Genomic DNA, 23,409 nt, shown 5'->3' with positions numbered 1-23,409 from the left:
ATTATTTCAGGCCCGCTACTTACCAATCTTCCACTCCAGCGGCACATTCAGCCGGAACTGAAAATTACGTCCCATGCCAAACACGCCCCGCCGGCCGGTGAGCACATTCACATCGGTGTATTTAAGGCGGCTCAGGTGGTTCTGGTAGGCCACATCCGTGAGGTTGGTGCCCGTAAAGTGCAGGGTAAACAGGGTGCGGCCCTTGCGGGTGACGTCGGCACCCAGGCCGGCATTGAGCAGTGAATACCCGGGCGTGGGCGTTTCGGTGTTGAAGCCGGTGAACACCTGCGTTTGCCGCAGGTAATTATCCAGCTCTACCCGCGCGTACAGGTTGCGGAAGCGCTTGCCCGCTTTCGGGAAAGCCACACGCAGCTCGTTGAGCAGGTGGGCCGCCGGGATCGAAGGAAGGCACGAAGCGCCGCCCACCGGCTCGGTAAAGCGACCGCGCACCACCGAAAACGAGTTTTCGAAGTGCAGCCAGTCGAGCGGGTGCGGATGCAGGTCCGAGGAAAGCTCGAAGCCCGCCAGCCAGGCATTGTGCTGCCCGTATTGGAACGCCTGCAGTTCTTCGCCATTGACATTGACAATGGAGTCGCCGCCGTTAACACCGGCAAGGCGACTGTAAAAAATATAGCCGTTGATCCGGTTGGCAAAGGCGCTCGCCGAGAAGCTCAGGTGGTCGTAGTCGGCCTCAACGCCGGCGTCAAATTGCACACTGCGCTCCGAGCTAAGATCCTGCCGGCCATACTCGAAGCGGTTGGTGCCTTCGTGGGCACCGTTAGAGGCAAGCTCCGAAATCGTCGGGGCACGAAAGCCGCGGGCCACGTTGGCGCGTACCGTATAAATACTGCTCGGGTGCCAGGCGAGGCCGAGGCTTCCCGACACGTTGGCGAAGCTGCGGGTGAAAGGCGCGAACTTCTGCGCGCCGCCTTCTTCGAAGGCGAGCGAATGAATGTTCCGGTTGTCGAAACGAAGCCCGCCGGAAACCGTTGTCTGCGTAAAATTTTTCTGCAGGAACACGTAGCCGCCGATATCAAACAGGTTGTATTCCGGGATAATGACCTCTGCGCCGAGGTTGCGGTTTTGCTGGAGCATGCCGCTGGCGCCAAGCGTTGTCTGCAGGCCATTTTGCTCCGGAAGATGCCACTGCAGGTTGTAGGTGCCGGTGCGCAGGTCGAAACGCAGGCCTGCCTCGTCCGGCGCTTCCGCATTACCATATTCGCTGCGCAGGTTCTGCTGGTAACCGAGGTTCACCTTCACCCGGCCGCGGCCCGCGCGGAAGCTGTTGTCCGACACAACGCGGTAGTGCCGCACTCCCTGGTAGGGCGTGGTGAGCGTGCGGGAACGCAGCTCGGCATCCGTGGCTTCGTGCTCAAGGGCCGTCGCCGGGTAAAGCAGAAAGCGGCCGTTGTTTTCATCACGCACACCTTCCACGAGGCCGATATTCTGGTTGAACGAGCTGACGATCAGGTGGCTGAAGCCCCACTGCCGGTTGAGCCCCAGGAAGCCGCCGAAGTTGCGTTCGTTGAAGCGTGAGTTGAGCACGCGGCCGTCGAAGCGGTTGCGGTAGTCGGCGGCCGATTTGTACGAACCGTAGCCGCCCCAGCTGAAGCCATGTGCATTGCCGCCAAACGACGCGTGCAGCCCCAGCTGCCCGTTATTGGTAGCATAGGAAGTAAGAACGTTGGCCCGCACGGTGCCTTCCGGCGCCGGCACGTTGGTGATCAGGTGCAGCACGCCGCCGATGGCGTCGGAGCCGTACATCAGCGAAGAAGCGCCCTTCAGCAGCTCCACGCGGTTGACACTCAGCTCGTCCACCTCCACACCGTGCTCATCGCCCCACTGCTGCCCTTCCTGGCGCTGCCCGTCGTTCATCACCACCACGCGGTTGTAGCCAAGACCCCGGATCACCGGCTTGGATACCGCCGGCCCTGTGCTGATCTGCGCCACGCCCGGCTGCCGCGTCAGTGCATCTACAATATTGGTGGATGCGGCCTCGAGCAGTTGCGTCTTGCGCACCAGGGTCACCGCCACCGGGGTATTGCGCGACGACGCCGCCGACGCAACGCCGGTAACGACCACCCCGCGGTTTTCAACCACGGAAGGACGCAGGCTGAAATCACGATCCGTGTCGCGGTCGATGTCGATATGCTCCACGGTGGGCGTATACCCGGCCGAGGAGACTTCCGCCAGGTAGTGGCCGGCTACGAGCCGCGACAGGGAATAATACCCGTTGCTGTCGGCGCTGGTGCCGGTGCGGGCTTCCGTGAAATAAAGCGAAGCCCCCGGGATCGGGAGACCGGTACTGGCATCGGTAATACGGCCACGAAGCGTGTAGGCCTTTGTCTGGGCCGAAGCTGAAACGGCAACGAAAAGCAGGCTGCCGAGCAGGTAACGAATGCTCATGATCCTTGAATTTGTTCAAAGATACCCGTTTGCAACACCGATGCAATTAATTTTTTGGCCTTGGAAAGCCTGCTGCAGGGCAGGAAATGTCTTAGCCGGCGATCGGCTCGAGCTGGCGGATAACGCTCTGCCACTCGGAATGCGTATCCGGCTTGGTAAGGTAGATGGCAGCTCCGAGCCGCTTGCATACGTCGCGGTCGAGCTTGTTGTTGGAAGTGGTGACGATGGCCACGGGAATATGACGGAGCTCCGGACTGTTCTTCAGTTGCTGGAGCGTCTGGCGCCCGTCCATCTCCGGCATATTGAGGTCGAGCACAATGAGTGCTGGTTGCGGGGCACCGGGCTTTTTCAGGAAATCAAGTACCTGCCGGCCGTTCTCTACGAAATGCAGTTCCAGGCTGGAACCTACAATACGACATGCCTCACTCACCCAGGAGCGATCATCGGTGTCGTCGTCGGCGTATAGTACAAGTTTTGGCTGGGTCACCCCGTGTGTTGATTTAAGGTTTTAAGCTCTTCCCTGCAAATATGAGGCAAATTCAATCAGCCTTGTTTGCCGGTATGAAAATGCCGTAAAAACCGGCGGCCGATCCGTAAAATTACGGTCACGGCCGCGGGTCGTTTTTCCTGCTTACAAGCGCTCGATAATGCCTGCAATACCCTGGCCGCCGCCAACGCAGGCGGTGATCATTCCGTACTTGCCCCCGGTGCGCTTCAGGTCGTTGAGGGCCTGGATGGTGAGCTTGGCGCCGGTGCAGCCGAGCGGGTGTCCGAGTGCAATGGCGCCGCCGTTCGGGTTCACCTTTTCCGGGTCGAGGCCCGCCTCGCGGATGACGGCGATCGCCTGCGATGCAAAGGCTTCATTCAGTTCCACCGTATCGATCTGCCCCAGGTTCATACCCGCCTGCCGCAACACTTTCGGAATAGCAGCCACCGGACCGATGCCCATGATGCGGGGATGCACCCCGGCCGAGGCGCAGGCCACGAGGCGCCCGATGGGTTGCAGGTTGAATTCTTTCACAATGCGTTCGCTGACCACCAGCACAAAGGCCGCTCCGTCGGAGGTCTGCGAAGAGTTGCCGGCCGTTACCGTGCCGCCCTGGGCAAATACGGGCTTCAGCTTCGCGAGGGCTTCTATCGAGGTATCGGCACGCGGTCCTTCGTCGGTATCCACTACAAACTGGCGGGTGCCGCGCTTGCCTTTTTCATTTACAAAAACCTCCTCTACGGTGATGGGGAGCACGCCTTCCCTGAGATAGCCTTTTTCAATGGCTGCGAGTGCCTTGCGGTGCGAATGGTAGGAAAATTCATCCTGCGCTTCGCGGCTCACATTGTATTCTTTGGCCACCGCTTCGGCGGTAAGGCCCATCGAGAGGTAATAATCCGGATCGTCTTTGGCGATGCTGTAGGCCGGTACCGTTTTCCAGCCGGCGGTAGGCACGAGGCTCATACTTTCCGTGCCGCCGGCAATGATGCAGTCGGCCATACCCATGCGGATCTTGGCAGTAGCAATTGCAATGGTCTCAAGGCCGGACGCGCAATAGCGGTTCACCACCATTCCCGGTGTGTCGTAGCCTACGGCGCGGGCGGCAATGATGCGGCCCACCTGCAGGCCCTGCTCGGCCTCCGGCACCGCATTGCCCACGATGACATCGTCCACGCGCTTCGGGTCCAGCCCGGGCACATCGGCGAGCAGCTTGCGGATCACCTCGATGGCGAGATCGTCGGGACGAAAGAACCGGAACCCGCCCCGCTTTGCCTTGCCCACAGCCGTGCGGTAACCGGCCACGATATATGCTTCCTGCATAAAAAAGATTTATACCCTAAAGATACAGCACGTACTCATTTAGTTGTTCAAACAACTATCTTAAAGCAGCTGATAATACGCGATGGTTTCCGGCAGGAAGATCGCCTCGATGAGCTGCTTTTGTTTTTTGCACTTGCCTTTCATTGACGGAAAGTTGCGGCAATTCACCGGACCGCCAAGGCCCTGCTCTGTATCTTCGCCCGCGTTATGTATTCCCTGCTGCGCTCCCTGCTGTTCCGGCTGCCGGCCGAGACGGCCCACTATTTTTCCATGAACCTGCTGCGTGCCGCCTGCGGCATCGCCCCGGTCCGCGCCCTCCTTGTGCGTGCCTTCCGCCCCAAAGCGCTTCCCGTCGAGGCCTTCGGACTGCATTTTCCGAATCCGGTCGGCCTGGGCGCCGGCTTTGACAAAAACGCCCGCTACCTGCGCGCGCTGCAGACCCTCGGCTTTGGCTTCGTGGAGATCGGTACGGTAACGCCGAAGCCGCAGGCCGGCAACGACAAGCCCCGCCTCTTCCGCCTGCCGAAAGACGGCGCACTTATCAACCGGATGGGCTTCAATAACGACGGGGTGGAAGCAGTGGCAGAACGGCTTAAAGAATGGCGGAAACGCGAAGCCCGCCGTGCGGCGCATCAAGCTCCATTCGTGATCGGCGGCAACATCGGCAAGAACAAATCGACCGCCAACGAAGACGCGTGGAAGGACTATGTAACCTGCTTCAGCGCCCTGCATCCCTATGTCGATTTCTTTGTAGTAAATGTGAGCTCGCCCAATACGCCCGGCCTGCGCGCCCTGCAGGAACGCGACGCGCTTCACGGCATCCTCACCCGGCTGCAGGAGCTGAACCGCGCAACGGCTACCCCGCGCCCCATCCTGCTCAAGATCGCCCCCGACCTTACCAATACGCAACTCGACGAAGTGGTGGACCTCGCCGTGGAGATCGGCCTCGACGGCCTCGTGGCCACCAACACCACCATCAGCCGAGAGGGGCTGCAAACCGATGCTGCCACGGTAACGGCTTTGGGTGCCGGCGGATTGAGCGGCCGCCCCGTGCGGGTACGCGCCACCGAGGTGATCCGCCACCTGGCCACCCGCTCGGGCGGGCGCCTCCCCATCATCGGCTCCGGCGGCATCTTCACGGCCACCGATGCCCGCGAAAAGCTGGCTGCCGGCGCGGCGCTCACGGAGGTATGGACGGGCTTTATCTATGAGGGCCCGTCGATCGTGAAAAAGATCTGCCGCGCACTCTGACGCCCTGACCAATTAACCAGCAGGCCCGTTAACTAATTACCCCCGCACACCCCTTACTTTGCAGCCATGAGCGAAATTTTTTCAATGGAAAACCTCATCTCCTTCCTGGTACTGACCATCCTGGAAGTGGTGCTGGGCATCGATAACGTTATTTTCGTGAGCCTCATTCTCAACCGGGTGAGCGACGAAAACAAGAAAAAGGCGCGGCGCGCGTGGATGATCACCGGTATCCTGGTGCGCAGCCTGCTGCTGCTGGGCCTTAGCTGGCTGCTGGAACAACGCGGAAAAGCGCTCTTCTCCATCGGCGGCCACGGCTTCGACATCGCCTCTCTGGTCATGCTTGCCGGCGGACTTTTCCTCATTTACAAGTCGGTAAAAGAGATTCATGGCAAGCTCGAGGGCGAAGACCCCGAAGCGCATATCAAAGGCAATAACTACCTGTCGCTGGGCAAGGCCATCCTGCAGATCATGCTGATCGACGCGGTATTCTCCTTCGACAGCGTCATCACCGCCGGCGGCACCGCCAAGCACGTGGAAGTGATGATCGCCGCCGTGGTGGTCGCAATGACCATCATGTTCCTGTTCTCACCGGCGATCTCGGCATTCATTCACAAACATCCCACGCTCAAGATGCTGGCGCTCTCCTTCCTGGTGATGATCGGCCTGAGCCTCGTGATCGAAGGCTGGAACCACGAAAAAGCAGAGGACCTGCACCTGAAAAATTATATCTATTTCGGTATGGCCTTCTCCTTCGGGGTGGAAATGCTGAACATGGCGATGCGCAAGCGGACCAAGCGCCCCGTAGAACTACGGGAAGCCTACCACCGCGAGGAGCGCGTGGATGATACGGCGCACTAAGCACAGGAACGCAGATAGTGCAGATCCGCGTGATCTGATACGATAAATATTAAGAAGACTTTGAACGCAGATCCTTATGATCTGCGTTCTTTTTTACAGGTTGCGCAGCAGCACCGCCGCCACCATTCCGGCGGTTTCGGTACGCAGGCGCGTTTCGCCGAGGCTCACGGGAACGAAGCCGGCAGCAAGCGCATCGTCGATTTCCCTGTGGGTAAAATCGCCCTCCGGCCCCACCAGGATCAGTCGATCTCCGGAGGTGAGGGCGCCTTGCAGCGGACGCTTTTCATTTTCCGCGCAGTGTGCGATAAAGCGCTGGGCAACTGGCGCAGCAAGCACCTGGCTGAAGGGCAGCGGCTCACGGAGCAGCGGCATCCAGCATTGTTGCGACTGCAGCATGGCCGACTGTAATATTCCCTGCAGGCGATCGGCGCGAAACTTTTCCTTCTCGGTGCGGGCGCAGACCAGCGGGATGATTTCGCTGACGCCGATCTCGGTGGCTTTTTCCAGGAACCACTCGAAGCGGGCGGCATTCTTCACCAGCGAAATAGCGACGGTTATATGCGGGCGCAGCGGCGCTTCGGTGTGCCGCTCCACGATCCGCACCGCGCAGCGCTTTCGGTTGTCGTCTTCAATCACCGCGCGGGCCTTTAGGCCTTTGCCATCGGTAAGCAGTAGCTCCTCCCCTTTCGTCATCCGCAAAACGGAAACGACGTGCTTCGACGTTGGTTCGTCGAGCTGCACGTCGTTACTGTCAAGCGTCTCTATGTAGAAATACGGTAAAGCCATGTCTAGAAGGGCGCGTCGTCATCGTCGCTGAACTGGTTCATCTTGGAGCCGGTCTGGATGAACATGCGGGCACCCGCGCCGCCGGCATCGTCGCCGGAAACGGGCTTCCAGGCGCCGGGGAGTTGCGGTCCGCCCATTCCACCGTCGTTATTGTCGTAGAAACGCTGGATCTCGAGACGGGCGTGCAATACGATGGTTTCAAGCGAGCCGTTACGGTGCTTGGCAATCCGGATGTGGGTCTCGCCTTTATTGCTTTCGCCCATTTCGTTCTGCGTCACATCGTAGTATTCGGGTCGGTAAATAAAGCACACCATGTCGGCATCCTGTTCGATGGCACCCGATTCGCGAAGGTCGGAGAGCTGCGGCATCTTGTTGCCGTCTTTCCGCTTTTCCACTTCACGGGAGAGCTGCGACAGGGCGATGATCGGCACCTGCAGTTCCTTGGCGAGGCCTTTGAGCGAGCGCGAGATGGTCGAGATCTCCTGTTCGCGGTTGGTATTTTTTCCTTCACCGCCACCGCTCATCAGCTGCAGGTAGTCGATGATGATAAAGCCGATCTTGTTGATGTTCTTCAGGCGGCGGCACTTGGCGCGCAGTTCGAAAATGTTGAGGGCCGGCGTGTCGTCGATGAAGATGGGCGCCTGTGCGAGGCGCTGGATGCCCTTGGCATAAAGCTGCTTCATCTCGTGCTCTTCGAGTTTACCGCGGGAGATCTTCTCGAGGAAGATCTCGCTTTCGGCCGAGAGGATACGCTGTACCAGCTGGGCCGCGCCCATTTCAAGCGAGAACACGGCTACCGGCGTCTGCTTGCGCGGGTCGAGGGCGGCATTGCGCGCCAGGTTGAGGGCGAAGGCCGTTTTACCCACGGCCGGTCGGGCGGCGAGGATGATCAGGTCGGTGTTCTGCCAGCCGTAGGTCACCTTGTCGATCGACGGGAAACCGCTGGGAACACCCGTGATATCAGCGTTCTGGTGGCGCAGGTCCTCGATGCGCTGGATGGTTTTCACCAGCACCGAATCGATCGACTCGTAGGAGTTGCGCAGGTGGGTCGAGGTCACTTCGTAGATGCGGCTCTCGGCCTGGTCGAGCAGGTCGAATACGTCGGCCGAATCCTCGTAGGCCTCACCGATGATCTCTCCGGAAATGCGGATCAGCTCGCGCTGAATGAATTTTTGCAGGATGATCCGCGCATGCGCCTCGATGTTAGCCGAAGACACCACCATATTGGTCAGCTTGGTGATATAGTACGGGCCGCCTACGAGGTCGAGCTCCTCCATCGAACGGAGTTCCTCAACAACGGTCAGGATATCGATGGGCTGGCTTTTATTGGCCAGCGATTTCATGGCGCGGAAGATTTTCTGGTGTGCATCTACGTAAAAGCACTCCGGCTTCAGAATTTCAACTACGGCGTCAAAGGCGCCCTTCTCCAGCATAACGGCACCGAGCACGGCCTCCTCCAGCTCTTTGGCCTGGGGCGGCACCTTACCGTATACCATGGTACTGAGATCAAGTGGGGCTTTGCGGCGATTCTTGCGGTCTATATTGCGGTTGGTCAGATCCATGTGTTAATGTCAGTCAACGAATATAGCGGGGCCGGAAGGGGCGGTAACAGTCCACATACATAAATAATCATGCACAGGCAATGCACCACGTTTTCCACCGGCTAACCGGCTCTATTCACGGGTTTGGGCAGCTAACCCACAAAATTCCCCTTTTTTCCCCAGCCGCACCCCGGTTGTGCACAACTTTTGTTCGTAACTATTCTGCCCCGGTTTTTTGGAAAATCCAGTTCTCCCGCTCCCGTTTTGGGCGGCCTTTGCAGGCAAACCGATGGCGCCCGGACAGCACAAAAAAGCGCCTTGTGGAAAACTCGCAGGGAGGCATAACCGGTCTCCCGGCCGGCGGCGCACCGGCGCATCGGGCAAACAAAAGGGAAGCAAGCTTCCCTTTAAATTCATGAACAACGATCCCGCCGGCGCCCCCCTAATGGTCGTTAAGGGGCATCCCCAGGCGCTGGAAGTCCGTCCAGTTGACATACTCCGGCGCCTTGCGCTCCACCTTCATGGTGATGCAGCCGTCTACCGGGCACACGAGCTGGCACAGGTTGCAGCCCACGCAATCGTCTTTCTTCACCGAGTAGTTGTTGAATGGCTTGCCGTATTCCAGGTTGATGGCCTGGTGCGAGGTGTCCTCGCAGGTGATGTAGCAAAGGCCGCAGTGAATGCACTTATCAGGGTCGATGCTGGCAATGTGGTGGTAGTTGATGTCGAGCTCCTCCCAGCGGGTAAGCGTGGGCACCGACTTCCCGATAAAATCTTCGATGGTGCCGAAGCCTTTCTCGTCCATCCAGTTGCTCAGGCCTTCGCAGAGATCTTCCACGATGCGGAAGCCATGGGTCATGGCGGCTGTGCACACCTGCACGGTGGTGGCACCCAGGAGCATGAATTCCACCGCGTCCTTCCAGGTGCTGATGCCGCCGATGCCTGAGATAGGCACGGTGCGCGTGACCGGGTTTTGCGAAATGGTGGCCAGGAACTTGAGTGCGATGGGCTTCACCGCAGGACCGCAATAACCGCCGAACACCGAATGCCCCGCCACGTACGGATTGGGCACAAAGGTGTCGAGGTCAATGCCGGTCACCGACTGGATGGTATTGATCAGTGAGAGTGCGTTGGTGCCCGCTTCCACGCAGGCTTTGCCGGTGGGCACCACTGAATGCACGTTTGGTGTGAGCTTGGTAATGACAGGTATGGTGGCTTTCTCCATCACCCATTCCACCACCATGCGCGCAATCTCGGGATCCTGCCCTACCGAGGCACCCATACCGCGCTCGGTCATGCCGTGCGGGCAGCCGAAGTTGAGCTCGAAGCCGTGCGCGCCGGTGTCTTCTACTTTTTTGATCAGCTCGTGCCAGCTTTCGCGGTCGTTGTCGGCCATCAGCGACACGATCATAGCGCGGTCGGGGAAGAGGCGGATGGCTTCGCGGATTTCGCGGAGATTCAGCTCCAGCGGGCGGTCGGAAATAAGCTCGATGTTGTTGAAGCCCATTACCTTGTGGCCGCCGTAGTTGACGGCCGAATAGCGCGAGGAAACGTTCTTCACCTGCGAGCCCAGCGTCTTCCACACCACGCCGCCCCAGCCGGCCTCAAAGGCCCGGAGCACGTTGGTGAGCTTATCGGTAGGCGGCGCCGATGCGAGCCAGAAGGGATTGGGCGACTTGATGCCCAGGAAGTTTGCGGATATATCGGCCATAAAAATATCTTTTGATGTCGGATGTCTGATTTAAAACGCTAATACCTACAGTATAAATACGGTCATCCCTTCAGATGATCGCTTCGGGTGTGGGTACATTTTTCTTTACTTCAGCATGAAGGCCGAGGAATTCCATGATCGCGGCGGCACCGTCCTTGCCGGCCTGCACCGCATCCACCACCTCGCGCCCGCCATTGACGCAGTCGCCGCCGGCGAAGACGCCGCCGATGCTCGTTACGTTGCCGCTAACGGCAACTTTGCCGCCGGTATGCTGCAGGTCGCAGGCTTCCACCATTTCCTCGAAAGGTGTTTGCCCCGCGGCCTTGATCACCATATCGGCTTCGAGCACGAACTCCTCGCCCGAGTGAACGGGCGCGCGGCGGCCGGAGGCATCCGGCTCGCCCAGCCGCATCTGGCTGCAGCGCAACCCCGTAACGGCACCGTCAGTTCCGAGCACTTCCTCCGGCGCGGCCAGCCAAAGCACCTTGCAGCCATCCAGTAAAGCCAGGTCGAGCTCTACCTGCGTGCAGGGCATTTCGGCGCGCGTGCGGCGGTAAACGATCGTTACCTCTTTGGCGCCAAGCCGCTTTGCCTGGGTGGCCGCGTCGATGGCGGTCATACCGAGGCCGATCACAATCACCCGGTCGCCGACCGGCGTCTGCGCCAGGGGTTGCGTACGGAGCCCGTAAATGAACGAGATCGCATCCACCACGCCTTCCAGGTCCTCGCCGGGAATATCGAGGCGGCGGGCAAGGCCGACACCGAAGCCAAGGAAAACCGCATCGTATTCCGCACGCAGTTGTGTAAGGCTGATGGAGCGGCCCAGCTCCTGGCCGTAACGGATCGTAATGCCACCGATGGAGGTGATGTATTCCACTTCCTCCCGGCAGAATTCAGGCGTCACTTTATAAGCAGCGATGCCATAGGTCATAAGGCCGCCGCCGCTTTCTTCCTTTTCAAAAATGGTAACGTCCACACCCTCGCGCGCCAGCACGTGGGCACAGGAAAGACCCGCCGGCCCCGCACCTACAATAGCGACCCGCTTGCCGGTTTCGGGCTTGCGGGTAAACAGCTGCCACTGTCGCTGCATCGCCATTTCGGTGGAGTAGCGTTGCAGCTTCGCGATCGGAATCGGTGCCTCGTGGAGGAAATTATAGACACAGGAACCTTCGCAGAGCTTTTCCACCGGGCACACACGCGAGCAGCCGGCGCCCATGATATTGCTTTGCAGGATCGTATGCGCCGAACCCTTTACGTTATCGGTGGTGATCTGGTGAATGAACTTCGGGATATCGATACTGGTGGGACAACTCTTCATGCAGGGCGCATCGTAGCACATCAGGCAGCGGTTGGCTTCCACCAGCGCGGACTCGCGGCCGTCGAAGGGCGGGTGCACATCGGAAAAGTTGCGTTCATATTCAGCTGCGGTGAGCCGATTGTTGGATATGGCCATAAAGACTGTTTTGATCTGGAATCTTTGAATCTGGATTCTGCTGTGATAACAAATTCCAGATTTCCAGATTGTAGATAATCAGATTATAACTCCACGAGCTTCTCGTAGGTTTCGGGCCGGCGGTCGCGGAAGAACTGCCAGGTGGCGCGCACTTCCTCGATCATGTCGAGGTCGAATTCAGCTACCAGCAACTCGTCCTGGTCTTCCGATGCCTGCGCGAAAATCTGCCCGCGCGGATCCACGAAATAGGAGGAGCCGTAGAACTTACCGAGGTTCCAGGGCGCTTCGGTGCCCACGCGGTTGATGCAGCCCATGAAATAGCCGTTGGCGGCGGCATGCGCCGGCTGTTCCAGCTTCCAGAGGTATTGCGAAAGACCCGCTACCGTTGCGGAAGGATTATACACGATCTCGGCGCCATTAAGCCCCAGCACCCGCGCGCCGTCGGGGAAGTGCCGGTCGTAACAGATATACACGCCCACCTTGGCATAACGCGTCTGGAACACCGGGTAGCCGAGGTTGCCGGGCTTGAAGAAGAATTTCTCCCAGAAACCGGAGGTGTGCGGAATGTGGTTCTTACGGTACTTGCCCAGGTAGGTGCCGTCGGCGTCGATCACGGCGGCGGTGTTGTACAGCACGCCGGCCTGCTCGCGCTCATAGATCGGTACGATCATCACCATCTGGTACTTTTTTGCGTACTCGGCCATGCGCCATACGGTAGGGCCGGGCACGGGCTCGGCGGAAGCATACCAGTCTTTGTTCTGCCCCGGACAGAAATAGGGCGTATTAAAGATCTCCTGCATGCACAGGATCTGAACACCCTGCTCGCCGGCTTTTTCAATAAGGGGGATGTGCTTCTGCACCATCGCTTCCATGATCTCGGGGATCGTCCCCTCTCCTTCGGTCTTCGGCAGGCTCATCTGGATGAGGCCGGATTTGATAATTCTGGGCATAGTCAGGTTTTAAAAGGTTCTTGTAGGTTCTAAAGGTTTTAGAGGTTTTAGTAGTTCTGGTTGCTAGATATGATCGGTGACTTTGTTGCGTTTGATAAACTGGCCATAACCCTTTTGTACGCTGCAGGTGCCGTTGTCCACGGCCACCTGCCCCCGTAGAATTACGGTCTTCACCTTCCCTTTCAGTTTCCAGCCTTCGTAGGCGGAGTAGTCGACATTCATGTTGTGCCGGTCGGCGGAGATCGTGTGCTCTTCATCAGGATCAAGCAGCACAATGTCGGCGTCGGAGCCGATGCCGATGGTGCCCTTGCGGGGGAACATGCCGAAGATCTTCGCCGCGTTGGTGCTGGCCACCTCCACGAATTTGTTGAGGGTGATCCTTCCCTGCTGCACACCTTCGCTGAAAAGCAACTCGAAGCGGTGCTCGATGGCCGGGTGGCCGTTGGGGATCTTGGAAAAATCCTCCTTGCCCATCAGCTTCTGCTCCCACTTAAACGGACAATGATCTGTGGCCACCACATTCACAAGGCCCTGGTTGATGCCGGCCCAGAGTGTTTCCTGGTCTTTCTTTTCGCGCAGCGGCGGGCTCATCACCCACTTGGCGCCCTCGAAGTCCTTTTCATACAAGGAAGCATCGAGCAGCAGGTATTGGATGCAGGTTTCCACAAACACATGCTGGTTGCACTTGGCTGCTTCGCGGATCGCGTTGAGCGCACCTTCGCAGGTAAGGTGAACGATATAGCCGGGGCAACCGGTATAACGGCTCATGGAAGCAAATCGCTCGGAGGCTTCGGCTTCGGTCACCTCGGGCTGCGACAGGTAGTGGTACAATGGCGCCAGCTTTCCCTCGGCGCGGTGCTTTGCCACGAGGTAGTCGATCATATCGCCGTTGGTGGCATGCACGGTCACGAGGCCGCCGCAGCGCTTTACTTCCTCCATGAGGCCCACCATCTGCCGGTCGTCGATCATGAGGGCGCCCTTGTAGGCCATGAAGGTTTTGAACGAGGTGATACCTTCATTTTCCACAAAGTGGCTGATTTCTTTTTTTGTCTCTTCATTGAAATCGGTCACTGCCATATGAAAGCTGTAATCGCCCACCGCGGTGCCGGTGGCGCGCGACTGCCACTCTTCCAGGGCGCTTTTCAGGGAGCTGCCCTGCTTTTGCAGAATGAAATCAATGACCGTAGTGGTGCCGCCATGCAGGGCCGCACGCGTGCCGGTTTCGTAGGAATCGCTGGAGAACGTGCCCATGAAAGGCATGTCGAGATGCACATGCGGATCGATGCCACCAGGGAATACAAGCAGGCCTTCGGCGTCGATCACGCGGGCACCATCAGTCGGCAGGTTGCGCCCGATGGCCGTAATGGTTTCGCCGTCGACGCGGATATCGGCCACCATATCATCGGAGGCCGTGATGATTCTTCCGTTCTTAATGAGTAGGGACATAAGCGTTAGGGTCTTCGGTAATAATGGGTTCAGGATCGCGCGTCGGCACATGGCTGCGCCGCATCAGCAACAGGTATAGCGCGCCGGACAGGACAAAGCCGACGAACCAGGCGTAGTTGTACAAGCCGGCCACCCAGGGCGTAACGCGCTCCGGGGGCACGGCCCCGATGGTAACAAGGAAGCCGGGAATATTGGGAAGAATGCCGCAAACGAGCGCCACCAGGGCTTTTTCGTTGAAGCCGCGGTGATAGCCATAGCGTCCTTTATGATCGTAGAGCTCGGCCACCGCGAGCTTTTGGCGGCGTACGAAATAGTAGTCGGCGATCATGATGCCGCCTACAGGTCCAAGCAATCCCGAGTAGCCGATCAGCCAGGTAAAAATGTAGCCGCTCGGGTCGGCCACGAGCTTCCACGGGAAGATGAACAGCCCGATGAGCCCCGTGATGAAACCGCCGGTTCGGAAGGAGATTTTCTTCGGGGCCAGGTTGGCGAAATCGTTGGCCGGGCTCACGATATTGGCCGCGATATTGGTGGCCAGTGTGGAGATGATGATGCCGAGCATCGCGAAGCTCACCACCAGCCTGTTTTCAAAATGTCCGGCAAGCTTCACCGGGTCCCATTCCGGCTTTCCATAAAGGATGGCGGTAGCCGAGGTAACCATCACTCCTACAAACGCAAACAGCGTCATCGATGGCGGCAACCCGATCGCTTGTCCGCGGATCTGCGCCTTCTGGCTTTTCGCGTAGCGGGTAAAGTCGGGAATATTAAGCGAAAGCGTAGCCCAGAAGCCGATCACAGCGGTTAGCGCCGGGAAGAAAAATCTGAAAAAGGCGGCGCTGTCGCTGAAAGAAGAAGGTTTCTCCAGCATGGGTCCGAGCCCCTTCGCGGCCAGGATGGCCCAGGCAAAAAGCGCCAGCGCCGCTACGGGCAGGAAGATGGCTTTAAAGACGAGGAGCTTGCGGATCGATTCGACGCCTTTGTATACCACCAGCATATTAAGCAGCCAGAAAGCGGCGAAGCAGGCAAGTGGCAATGGCTGGGGGAAAAGTCCCTGCATATTGATCTCGGCGAGCTCCGGCTTCCAGGCGCGGATGCCGTGGTAAATGGACTCGCCGCCGATCCAGGTCTGGATGCCGAACCAGCCACAGGCCACCACTGCACGGAGCATGGCGGGAATATTGGCGCCGCGCGTGCCAAAGGAAGCCCGCGCCAGCACCGGGAAGGGAATACCGTACTTCGCCCCTGCATGACCGTTGAGCAGCATCGGCACCAGAACAATGGCATTACCGATGAAGATCGTCAGGATCGCCTGCCACCAGCTCATTCCGTGATCGATCATCGAAGACGCCATCGTGTACGTAGGAATACACAGGCTCATCGATATCCACAGGGCGGCGTAGTTGCCGGTGCCCCAGGTGCGCTTCTCCTGCGGAATCGGCGCCAGGTCCTCGTTGTACAGTTCCGAATGCTTGATGTGATCGTTTGCCATTGGATAGTCTTGGGTTCAATCGAATGGAAGAATCGGGTAATGGGCTAATGGGCTAATGGGGTAATGAAGAAGCAGCCTTGCAAAGCCAGCATCCCAGTAATCCTTCTTGTGGCTTATTACCCCCATTGCCCTATTACCCCATCAGCACATTACTGTCTGCGATCTGCAGCGCTTCGCTGATGATGGCCAGGCCTTCATCGATCTGCTCTTTGGTGACACAGAGCGGCGGTGCGATGAAGACGTAATTCCAGCGCACGAAGGTGTACATGCCCAGCTCCTTGATCTTCGCCGCTACTTTGTTCATCACGGTCATCTCCTCCGGCTTTGCATTGAAGGGCGCCATCGGCTCGCGTGTGCCACGGTCTTTCACGATCTCGAGGCAGCCAAGCAATCCCTGGTTGCGCCAGTCGCCGATGCTGGGATGCTTCGCCCGCAGCTCTTCGATCCGGCTATTCAGGTAAGCTTCCATGGCCACCGTGTTTTCGATGAGGCCTTCGTCTTCATAAACCTGCAGCGTCTCCAGCGCGGCGGCGCAGCAAACCGGGTGCGCCGAATAGGTAAGACCAAGCGGCAGCATGGCCTCATCAAACTTCGCGGCAATGCGGTCGGTGACCATAAGGCAACCAAAGGGCAGGTAGCCGCAGGTAAGACCCTTCGCCATCGCCACCATATCGGGCACTATGTCTTCGTGCATAAAGCCAAACCACTTCCCGGTACGGCCAAAACCGCTCATCACCTCGTCGATGATCAGGAGGATGCCGTGCTTGTCGCAAAGTGAGCGGATGCCTTTGAGAAATCCTTTCGGGTACGTGAAGCAGCCCGACGAGCCGGATGCGCCTTCAAGCAGGATGGCCGCGATATTTCCCGGCCCTTCAAAGGCGATGGTGCGCTCGAATCGCTGCAGGCATTCTTTCAAAAGGTTTTCCTCACCATATTCCCAGCGATAGGCATAGGGCAGGTCAACGTGCACGAAGTTGGGTGCCTGCTGCGCGTCGGCGGGCAGCTTGCGCGGGTCGCCGCCGGCCGAAAGCGCACCATAAGATGCGCCGTGGTACGACTGGTAGCGGGATAGAATCTTGTGCCGCCCCGTATAAATACGGGCGAGCTTCAGGGCGTTGTCGATGGAGGTAGCGCCGCAGAGCGTGAAGAACGCTTTGTTGAGATCACCCGGGCAGATCTCTGCGAGCTTCTTGCCCAGCTCTCCCCTCGCCCTGGTAGCGCAGCTCGGCGTCACGTAGGCCACCTCCTGCATTTGCTTCACCACGGCCTGCGTGATCCGCTGGTTGCCATGGCCGATATTGACATTCATCAGGCCCGACGAAAAATCGAGGTAGCGCTTGTCCTCGTAGTCATACAGGTATACGCCTTCGGCATATTTAACCGCGATGGGGCTGATGCCCTTCTGCTTGCTCCACGAAAAAAGGGTGTAGTCGAGGTTGTCCTGCACGATCGATTCGGTTTCGGTGCGGGAGGAGAGTGTAGTATCCATCCGTTTCGTTTTTATGTTGAAGAGAAAAGAGAGAAGGAACGCTGATCCGCAAGCGGGATACGCAGATTGGTTATGACCTATGCTGATGCTGGTAACGGTATCTGCGCAAATCATAACAGATCATAAAAGATCTGCGTTCTTTCTCCTACGACATCCAGTTCACACCCGCCTCGGGGTTCCACTTGATGGTAGTCTTTTTGAGCTTTGTCCAGAAGGCGATCGAGCTCTTGCCGGTGATGTCGCCGACGCCGAACTTCGATTCGTTCCAGCCGCCGAAAGAGAAAGGCTCACGTGGCACGGGTACACCCACGTTCACGCCGACCATCCCGGCCGAAGCGCGCTCCATTACGTAGCGGGCTACGCCGCCGTTTTGCGTGAATACGGAAGCCGCATTGCCATAAGGATTGGCATTCTCGATCTTGAGTGCTTCGTCTACGGTTTTTGTACGCATGATGGAGATGACGGGTCCGAAGATCTCCTCCGTGGCCACGGCCATATCGGGGCGCACCCCGTCGATGACGGTAGGCCCGACATAGGTACCTTCTTCCTTGCCGGCAACCACGGCGTTGCGGCCGTCGAGCAGCACTTTGGCGCCCTGGGCCTCGGCTTCGGTGATATAGCGCTCGATGCGTTCCTTGCTTTCTTTGTTGATCACTGCGCCGAGATTTTGCCCGGGCACGATCTTCTTCGCCTCTTCCACGATGCGCTGCACGATATGATCCACCTCGCCAACGGCCACCATGGCCGACGCGGCCATGCAGCGCTGCCCGGCGCAGCCACTCATGGAGGCGGCCACATTCTGCGCAGTCATGTCGGGAAGGGCGTCGGGCATCACCATCAGGTGGTTCTTGGCGCCGCCAAGTGCGAGGCAGCGCTTGTAGTTCGCGGTAGCGCGCTGGTATACGATGCGGGCCACGCGGGTAGAGCCCACGAAGGATACGGCTTCTATATGCGGGTGATCGCAAATGGCCTCTACTATAGAAGTATCGCCATGCACCACATTAAATACGCCATCGGGGAGCCCGGCTTCTTTCAGCAGCTCCGCGATGCGCCCCGAAGAAAGCGGCACTTTTTCACTCGGCTTCAGGATCATGCAGTTGCCGAGCGCAAGGGCGTTGGGAATGCTCCAGTGCGGCACCATGCTCGGGAAGTTGAAGGGCACGATGGAGGCCACCACGCCCAGCGGCACGTGCTCGGTACGGCATTCCACACCGCGGCTTACTTCGAGCACCTCACCGGTCACCAGCTGCGGCAGCGAGGTGGCGAACTCGGTCAGCTCAATGCACTTCTCCATCTCGGCCTTTGCCTCATCGTAGGTCTTGCCGTTCTCTTCCATCACCAGGGTCGACAACTCGTCGAGGTGTTTTTCCAGCAGGGTCTTGTAGCGGAAGAACACCTGGACCCGTTCTTTGATGGGCGTGCGTGACCAGGCAGGGAACGCTTTTCTGGCGGCAGCGACAGCGCTTTCCAGCGCATCGGCATCAGATAGCGGCACTGTAGACAGGAGGCTGCCGTCGAGGGGCGACACGACGGTCATGCTTCTTCCGGAAGTAGCGGGTACAAAGCCGCCATCGATAAAGTTCTGTATCGGGGAATATTTCATAAAGCAGACTTTTGGGAGACGTAGGTGGGTGCAATCGACTCCTACAATATACTGTTTTTTGATATTATCAAAAAAAATCCCGGTACGATCCCCGGGCGCCCGACGCATTATTCGCCCCGTGCCCACCGGGTCGCCGCCCCCGCTTCCTTATCTTTGCCGCCGCTACATTATTGATTATGACCATCTCCTACAACTGGCTCTCCGAATACCTTCCCGTTAAAGTGGAACCCGAACGCCTCTCGCGCATCCTCACGGCCATCGGCCTCGAAGTGGAATCGATGGAGCGTTTTGAAGAAGTGAAGGGCGGGCTCGCCGGCCTCGTCATCGGCGAGGTGATCGAAACGGCGCAGCACCCCAATGCCGACAAGCTGCGGCTTACCCGCGTTACTGTCGGCGGTCCGGAGCCGCTGAAGATCGTTTGCGGCGCGCCCAACGTGGCCCCGGGCCAGCGTGTGGTGGTTGCCACCGTCGGCACCACCATCTACCCGGCGAGCGGTGAGCCCCTGACGATGAAGGTGGCCAAAATCCGCGGCGAGGAAAGCCACGGTATGATCTGCGCCGAAGACGAGATCGGCCTCGGCGACTCGCATGCCGGCATCATGGTGCTTCCCGCCGACGCGCCCATCGGCTCGCCCGCAGCTGAATATTTCAAGCCATATACCGATATCATTTACGAGATCGGCCTCACACCCAACCGCGCCGACGCCATGAGCCACTGGGGCGTGGCCCGCGACGTATGTGCCTACCTGTCGCATCACGACAAGAAAGACCTGAAGCCGGTGCTGCCCTCGGCCAATATCAAGGCCGAGAACAACAGCCTGCCCGTCACGGTCACTATCGAGAATACGGCCGCCTGCCCGCGCTACAGCGGCGTGTCCATCGCCGGCATCAGCGTGAAGCCTTCACCGAAGTGGATGCAGGACCGTCTCAAAGCCATCGGCCTGCGGCCCATCAATAATATTGTCGACATCACCAACTATATCCAGCACGAAACCGGCCAGCCCCTGCATGCCTTCGACTACGACGCCATCAAGGGCCGCCAGGTGATCATAAAGAACGAGCCCGAGGGAACGCTCTTCAAAACGCTGGATGAAAAAGAGCGCAAGCTGAGCGCCGAAGACCTGATGATCTGCAATGCCGAAGGCGGGATGTGCATCGCCGGCGTATTCGGAGGCATCGAGAGCGGCGTTACCGACGGCACGAAAAACGTGTTCCTCGAAAGCGCCTTCTTCGACCCCGGCACCATCCGCAAAACTTCGTTCCGCCACGGCCTCCGCACCGATGCGGCCACCCGCTTTGAAAAAGGCGTCGACATCTCCAATACGGTCAACGTGCTGAAGCGCGCCGCTGCCCTTGTGCAGGAGCTTGCCGGAGGCAGCATCGCCTCCGACATTATCGACGTGTACCCGAAGCCGGAGCCGAAGAAGGAAGTGATCCTGAAGAACCAGTACCTGAAAAAGCTGAGCGGCAAAAACTATCATCCCGAGACCGTCAAGGGCATCCTCGAAAGCCTCGGCTTCCGCATCATCAAAGACAGCATGGACGCCCTGTCGGTGGAGGTGCCGTATCACAAGCGCGACGTGAGCCTTCCCGCCGACGTGGTGGAGGAGATCCTGCGCATCGACGGGCTCGACAATATCGCAATTCCCACAGCCATTACCATCACGCCTTCGGTTGAAGAGAATTACCGCGCTGAAAGCTTCAAGACAAAGCTGGCGGATGCGCTGGTGGGCGCCGGCTTCACCGAAATCCTCACCAACTCGATCACCAACTCGGCCTACTTCAGCGAGGAGCAGCTGGCCACGGCGGTGCGCCTGCTCAATAACCTGAGCTCGGAGCTCGATATCATGCGCCCCTCGATGCTGCCGACGGCGCTGGAGGTGATCGCCTTCAACAGCAACCGCAAGCAAAGCGACCTGCGCTTCTTTGAATACGGCAAGACCTACAGCACCTCCGGCCCGGGCCAGTATGCCGAGCGCAACCACCTGTGCCTTTATGTTACCGGTAACCTGGGTCCGCAGAGCTGGAAGGGCAAGGCCGTACCGGCCGACATCTATTTCCTGAAAGGAACGGTGCAGGCCCTGCTCCGCCTCGCCGGCGTGCGCGCCGAGCTGAGCGTGGACGAGGCGGTGGCGGGCATGACCGATGTCATTACCCTGCGCGCCAACAAAACGGTGCTGGGCCATATCGGCCGCGTCACCACTGCGGATGCGAAGCGCTTTGACCTGAAGGCACCGGTGTTTGTAGCCGACCTGGATTGGGATGCCGTGCTCAGCGTGGCGCTTCCCGTAAAAATACAGTACCGCGAGGTGCCCCGCTTCCCGGTGGTGGAGCGCGACCTGGCGCTGGTGGTGCCTACAGCTACGCCTTTTGCCAGCATTGAGCAGCAGGTGGAAAGGCTGCGCCTCAAAGGTCTTCGTGGCATGCGTCTCTTCGACGTGTTTGAAAGTGAAAAGCTCGGCGCGGGCAAGAAATCGCTCGCCGTCAACTTCACCTTCCTCGACGAAGAGAAAACGCTTACCGACAAGGAGATCGACAGCTGGATGCAAAAGATCATGGGTACGCTGGAAAAAGAGCTGGGCGCTGAAATCCGGAAATAATGGCGGGCACCGACGAACAGATGGGAAGGCTGCAGGAGAAGCTGCAGCAGCTGGCGCGGCAGCAGGGAGTGCTCCGCAAGGAGAACAGCGCCCTGCAGCAGCAGCTTGCCCAGGCCCGCGAAGAGCGGGCAGCCCTCGCCACCCAGGTGCAGGAGCTGCAGCAGGCCGTCAGCCTCATGAAGCTCGCCGCCGGCAGCATGAACGACCGGGAGAAAAAGGAGTTCGAAAAGCAGGTGAACAAGTTCATTCGCGAGATTGACAAGTGCATTGCGTACCTCAGCCAATAATCACACATGGAACTTATCCCCATCAACCTCGTCATCGGCGACCACACCTACCGCATCAAGATCCAGCCCAAGGACGAAGCGGTGGTACGCCATACCGCCAAAACCATCAACGACAAGCTCGTTGAATTCAAAACGGCTTTTGCCGGCAAAGACATGCAGGATTATGTGGCCATGGTGCTCATCTGGTTTGCCACCCAGCAAACCGGCTCGGCCAGCAACGAAATGGAGCAAAAAGCCCTGCAGGAAAAGCTGGCGGCGCTGGAAAAGATCGTTGACGGCGCCCTAGGGAATAACGAATAACGAATACAGAATAGCGAATATCGAATATCGAATATCGAAATGGCAAAGCCCCGACGTCTGGTCGGGGCTTTGCTCATGCAATATGCAATGTGCCAAATTCAATTTTCAAGGGAGCAGCTCCAAACACGGAGTGTTGCCCGTTGAACACGGGGTATGGACTGCCGGGCATGCTGCCTCCGTTATGCGTTATTCGTAATTCGTTATTCGATATTCGTTATTCGATATTCATTCGAGGTATTGATCCAGCCGCGCAAAGAGGCGCTCGCCGCGCAGGTAGCGCGCCACCACCCGTCCCTGCGGGTCGATGAGCAGGTTGAAGGGGATCGCCTGCACGCCGAAACGCTTCAGCACTTTGCTGTCCCAGAACTTGAAATCAGCCACGTGGGTCCAGGTGAGCGAATCGTCGCGGATGGCCTCCATCCAGTATTTGCGGTAGCTCTTCTGCGGCTCGATGGCGACGCTGAGAATGGTGAAGTTGCGTTCCTTGAAGCGGGAGAAGGCTTTCACGAGGTTGCCGCTTTCGAGACGACAGGGCAGGCACCAGGAACCCCAGAAATCAAGGAGCACCCATTTGCCACGAAACGAGGAAAGCGACACTTCCCGCCCGGCGGTGTCGCGCATGCTGAAGTCGGGCAGCTCGTCGCCAATACGCATCCGGGCCAGGTGCCGCGCATACTCTTCCATATCGGCAAGAGGATACCGGTTGCGTACACTTCGCGGGAGGTTCAGCAGGAAGCCCAGCACTTTTTCGGGGTCGCCCTCGCTGTTCCAGAATTGGGTCAGCACCCAGGGCGCGATGGGCGAATCGATATGTCGCTGCAGAAAGCGGCCGAGCACCTCGTCGCGGTACTGCAGCCCGAGGCTGTCGATGAGGCGGGCAGCGCGGCGCTGCACCAGCCGATCGTTGCGGCGTGCCGGGTCGGCCGAATACTCGCGCACCTTTCGGAGCGCGGCCTCATAAGCGTCACCGGCGTCGCGGATCTGCAGGTAGTCGGTATGGGCGCGGGAGCCGCGGATTACCGTACGGGGCAGCGTATCTCGCGACTCGATCTCAATCGTCCCGGGCTGAAGAAAAACGGGCACATTGTACACACGGTCACCGACGCCGTTTTGCCGCAGCAGGGGCTCGTCGCCCGTAAAGGTGAGCAGCACCAGCAGGGGCTGCGTCAGTGAATAGCGGAGCGAGTAATGGCCATCGCGTACCTCCACCGGCTTTACCAGAACAAAACTCCCGTTGATGGTCCGCAGGCTTACATACCGCACCCGGGGCAGGTTGACGAGGGTGCCTTCGATATGCGCACTGCCGCGCTGGGCGCCGGCAACAAAGGGAAACAGGAGCAGAGCAAGCAACCAGAGACGGTTCAACCCGGCAGTTACCCGGTTAACTGAATCCGGCGATGCAGGGGACAGACGGGAGCATTTCATCGGCCGC

General features: G+C 58.8%; 18 protein-coding genes. 5 read left to right on the top strand and 13 right to left on the bottom strand.

From position 1 onward, the window contains the following. Window positions 1-15: 15 nt before the first annotated feature. The 3 genes from EPD60_RS10350 to EPD60_RS10340 all read right to left on the bottom strand — a co-directional run bounded on the left by EPD60_RS10350 (window position 16) and on the right by EPD60_RS10340 (window position 4,213). Window positions 16-2,406, bottom strand: coding sequence for a TonB-dependent receptor (locus EPD60_RS10350; RefSeq protein WP_131449375.1), 2,391 nt, complete (start codon window positions 2,404-2,406; stop codon window positions 16-18). Window positions 2,407-2,497: 91 nt separating this feature from the next. Next, window positions 2,498-2,893 carry a response regulator gene (locus EPD60_RS10345; protein ID WP_131449374.1) on the bottom strand — a complete coding sequence of 132 codons (396 nt, stop codon included), beginning with the start codon at window positions 2,891-2,893 and terminating at the stop codon, window positions 2,498-2,500. Between the two features lie 144 nt (window positions 2,894-3,037). Then, window positions 3,038-4,213 carry an acetyl-CoA C-acyltransferase gene (locus tag EPD60_RS10340; protein ID WP_131449373.1) on the bottom strand — a complete coding sequence of 392 codons (1,176 nt, stop codon included), beginning with the start codon at window positions 4,211-4,213 and terminating at the stop codon, window positions 3,038-3,040. A gap of 207 nt (window positions 4,214-4,420) precedes the next feature. Between EPD60_RS10340 and EPD60_RS10335 the strand changes: the two genes are divergently transcribed. Both EPD60_RS10335 and EPD60_RS10330 read left to right on the top strand, forming a co-directional pair. Then, a complete protein-coding gene (locus EPD60_RS10335) occupies window positions 4,421-5,464 on the top strand; it encodes a quinone-dependent dihydroorotate dehydrogenase (protein ID WP_131449372.1) in 1,044 nt (347 codons plus the stop codon). An 84-nt stretch (window positions 5,465-5,548) separates the two neighbouring features. Then, the gene (locus tag EPD60_RS10330) at window positions 5,549-6,322 is read left to right on the top strand and encodes a TerC family protein (protein ID WP_131449371.1); all 774 of its coding nucleotides are present in this window, start codon (window positions 5,549-5,551) and stop codon (window positions 6,320-6,322) included. A 93-nt stretch (window positions 6,323-6,415) separates the two neighbouring features. On the opposite strand, the gene EPD60_RS10325 is transcribed toward EPD60_RS10330, so the two are convergent. The 9 genes from EPD60_RS10325 to EPD60_RS10285 form a co-directional block, all read right to left on the bottom strand. Then, on the bottom strand, window positions 6,416-7,108 hold the full coding sequence (locus tag EPD60_RS10325; RefSeq protein ID WP_131449370.1) for an RsmE family RNA methyltransferase: 693 nt from the start codon (window positions 7,106-7,108) through the stop codon (window positions 6,416-6,418). Window positions 7,109-7,110: 2 nt separating this feature from the next. After that, entirely contained in the window at window positions 7,111-8,670 is a 1,560-nt protein-coding gene (gene dnaB, locus EPD60_RS10320) for a replicative DNA helicase (RefSeq protein WP_131449369.1), read from the bottom strand. 421 nt (window positions 8,671-9,091) lie between these two features. After that, window positions 9,092-10,360, bottom strand: coding sequence for an NAD-dependent dihydropyrimidine dehydrogenase subunit PreA (gene preA, locus EPD60_RS10315; RefSeq protein WP_131449368.1), 1,269 nt, complete (start codon window positions 10,358-10,360; stop codon window positions 9,092-9,094). 70 nt (window positions 10,361-10,430) lie between these two features. Next, window positions 10,431-11,813, bottom strand: a complete 1,383-nt coding sequence (locus EPD60_RS10310) for an NAD(P)-dependent oxidoreductase (protein WP_131449367.1) — start codon at window positions 11,811-11,813, stop codon at window positions 10,431-10,433. Window positions 11,814-11,896: 83 nt separating this feature from the next. Beyond that, entirely contained in the window at window positions 11,897-12,763 is an 867-nt protein-coding gene (locus EPD60_RS10305; RefSeq protein ID WP_207896604.1) for a nitrilase-related carbon-nitrogen hydrolase, read from the bottom strand. 63 nt (window positions 12,764-12,826) lie between these two features. Beyond that, on the bottom strand, window positions 12,827-14,209 hold the full coding sequence (gene hydA / locus EPD60_RS10300; protein ID WP_131449366.1) for a dihydropyrimidinase: 1,383 nt from the start codon (window positions 14,207-14,209) through the stop codon (window positions 12,827-12,829). Further along, window positions 14,193-15,698, bottom strand: coding sequence for an NCS1 family nucleobase:cation symporter-1 (locus tag EPD60_RS10295; protein WP_131449365.1), 1,506 nt, complete (start codon window positions 15,696-15,698; stop codon window positions 14,193-14,195). The genes hydA and EPD60_RS10295 overlap by 17 nt, the downstream gene beginning before the upstream one ends. 133 nt (window positions 15,699-15,831) lie before the next feature. After that, on the bottom strand, window positions 15,832-17,187 hold the full coding sequence (locus tag EPD60_RS10290; RefSeq protein ID WP_131449364.1) for an aminotransferase class III-fold pyridoxal phosphate-dependent enzyme: 1,356 nt from the start codon (window positions 17,185-17,187) through the stop codon (window positions 15,832-15,834). A 145-nt stretch (window positions 17,188-17,332) separates the two neighbouring features. Next, window positions 17,333-18,790: a CoA-acylating methylmalonate-semialdehyde dehydrogenase gene (locus tag EPD60_RS10285; RefSeq protein WP_131449363.1), complete on the bottom strand. Its 1,458-nt coding sequence runs from the start codon at window positions 18,788-18,790 to the stop codon at window positions 17,333-17,335. Window positions 18,791-18,966: 176 nt separating this feature from the next. On the opposite strand from EPD60_RS10285, the gene pheT reads away from it, so the two are divergent. Genes pheT through EPD60_RS10270 form a run of 3 tightly spaced genes read left to right on the top strand, consistent with a single transcriptional unit; the run spans window position 18,967 to window position 21,977 of the window. Beyond that, on the top strand, window positions 18,967-21,390 hold the full coding sequence (gene pheT, locus EPD60_RS10280; protein ID WP_131449362.1) for a phenylalanine--tRNA ligase subunit beta: 2,424 nt from the start codon (window positions 18,967-18,969) through the stop codon (window positions 21,388-21,390). Beyond that, a complete protein-coding gene (locus EPD60_RS10275) occupies window positions 21,390-21,677 on the top strand; it encodes a hypothetical protein (protein WP_131449361.1) in 288 nt (95 codons plus the stop codon). The genes pheT and EPD60_RS10275 overlap by 1 nt, the downstream gene beginning before the upstream one ends. Window positions 21,678-21,683: 6 nt before the next feature. Then, window positions 21,684-21,977, top strand: coding sequence for a cell division protein ZapA (locus EPD60_RS10270; protein ID WP_131449360.1), 294 nt, complete (start codon window positions 21,684-21,686; stop codon window positions 21,975-21,977). A 225-nt stretch (window positions 21,978-22,202) separates the two neighbouring features. Here the strand turns inward: EPD60_RS10270 and EPD60_RS10265 are convergent, their stop codons facing one another. Next, the gene (locus EPD60_RS10265) at window positions 22,203-23,327 is read right to left on the bottom strand and encodes a TlpA disulfide reductase family protein (RefSeq protein ID WP_165871502.1); all 1,125 of its coding nucleotides are present in this window, start codon (window positions 23,325-23,327) and stop codon (window positions 22,203-22,205) included. Window positions 23,328-23,409: the final 82 nt, after the last annotated feature.

The sequence above is a fragment of the Flaviaestuariibacter flavus genome (assembly GCF_004337505.1).
In the GTDB taxonomy this organism is placed as follows: Bacteria; Bacteroidota; Bacteroidia; order Chitinophagales; family Chitinophagaceae; genus Flavisolibacter; species Flavisolibacter flavus.
Note: the sequence above shows the minus strand (reverse complement) of the source record. Positions and strands in the feature narration are given on the sequence as shown.

Excerpts from the sequence above, each read along its gene's own strand:
- EPD60_RS10350 (WP_131449375.1), bottom strand. The coding sequence starts at position 2,406 with ATGAGCATTCGTTACCTGCTCGGCAGCCTGCTTTTCGTTGCCGTTTCA.
- EPD60_RS10340 (WP_131449373.1), bottom strand. The coding sequence starts at position 4,213 with ATGCAGGAAGCATATATCGTGGCCGGTTACCGCACGGCTGTGGGCAAG.
- EPD60_RS10335 (WP_131449372.1), top strand. The coding sequence starts at position 4,421 with ATGTATTCCCTGCTGCGCTCCCTGCTGTTCCGGCTGCCGGCCGAGACG.
- EPD60_RS10330 (WP_131449371.1), top strand. The coding sequence starts at position 5,549 with ATGGAAAACCTCATCTCCTTCCTGGTACTGACCATCCTGGAAGTGGTG.
- EPD60_RS10325 (WP_131449370.1), bottom strand. The coding sequence starts at position 7,108 with ATGGCTTTACCGTATTTCTACATAGAGACGCTTGACAGTAACGACGTG.
- dnaB (WP_131449369.1), bottom strand. The coding sequence starts at position 8,670 with ATGGATCTGACCAACCGCAATATAGACCGCAAGAATCGCCGCAAAGCC.
- preA (WP_131449368.1), bottom strand. The coding sequence starts at position 10,360 with ATGGCCGATATATCCGCAAACTTCCTGGGCATCAAGTCGCCCAATCCC.
- EPD60_RS10310 (WP_131449367.1), bottom strand. The coding sequence starts at position 11,813 with ATGGCCATATCCAACAATCGGCTCACCGCAGCTGAATATGAACGCAAC.
- EPD60_RS10305 (WP_207896604.1), bottom strand. The coding sequence starts at position 12,763 with ATGCCCAGAATTATCAAATCCGGCCTCATCCAGATGAGCCTGCCGAAG.
- hydA (WP_131449366.1), bottom strand. The coding sequence starts at position 14,209 with ATGTCCCTACTCATTAAGAACGGAAGAATCATCACGGCCTCCGATGAT.
- EPD60_RS10295 (WP_131449365.1), bottom strand. The coding sequence starts at position 15,698 with ATGGCAAACGATCACATCAAGCATTCGGAACTGTACAACGAGGACCTG.
- EPD60_RS10290 (WP_131449364.1), bottom strand. The coding sequence starts at position 17,187 with ATGGATACTACACTCTCCTCCCGCACCGAAACCGAATCGATCGTGCAG.
- EPD60_RS10285 (WP_131449363.1), bottom strand. The coding sequence starts at position 18,790 with ATGAAATATTCCCCGATACAGAACTTTATCGATGGCGGCTTTGTACCC.
- pheT (WP_131449362.1), top strand. The coding sequence starts at position 18,967 with ATGACCATCTCCTACAACTGGCTCTCCGAATACCTTCCCGTTAAAGTG.
- EPD60_RS10275 (WP_131449361.1), top strand. The coding sequence starts at position 21,390 with ATGGCGGGCACCGACGAACAGATGGGAAGGCTGCAGGAGAAGCTGCAG.
- EPD60_RS10270 (WP_131449360.1), top strand. The coding sequence starts at position 21,684 with ATGGAACTTATCCCCATCAACCTCGTCATCGGCGACCACACCTACCGC.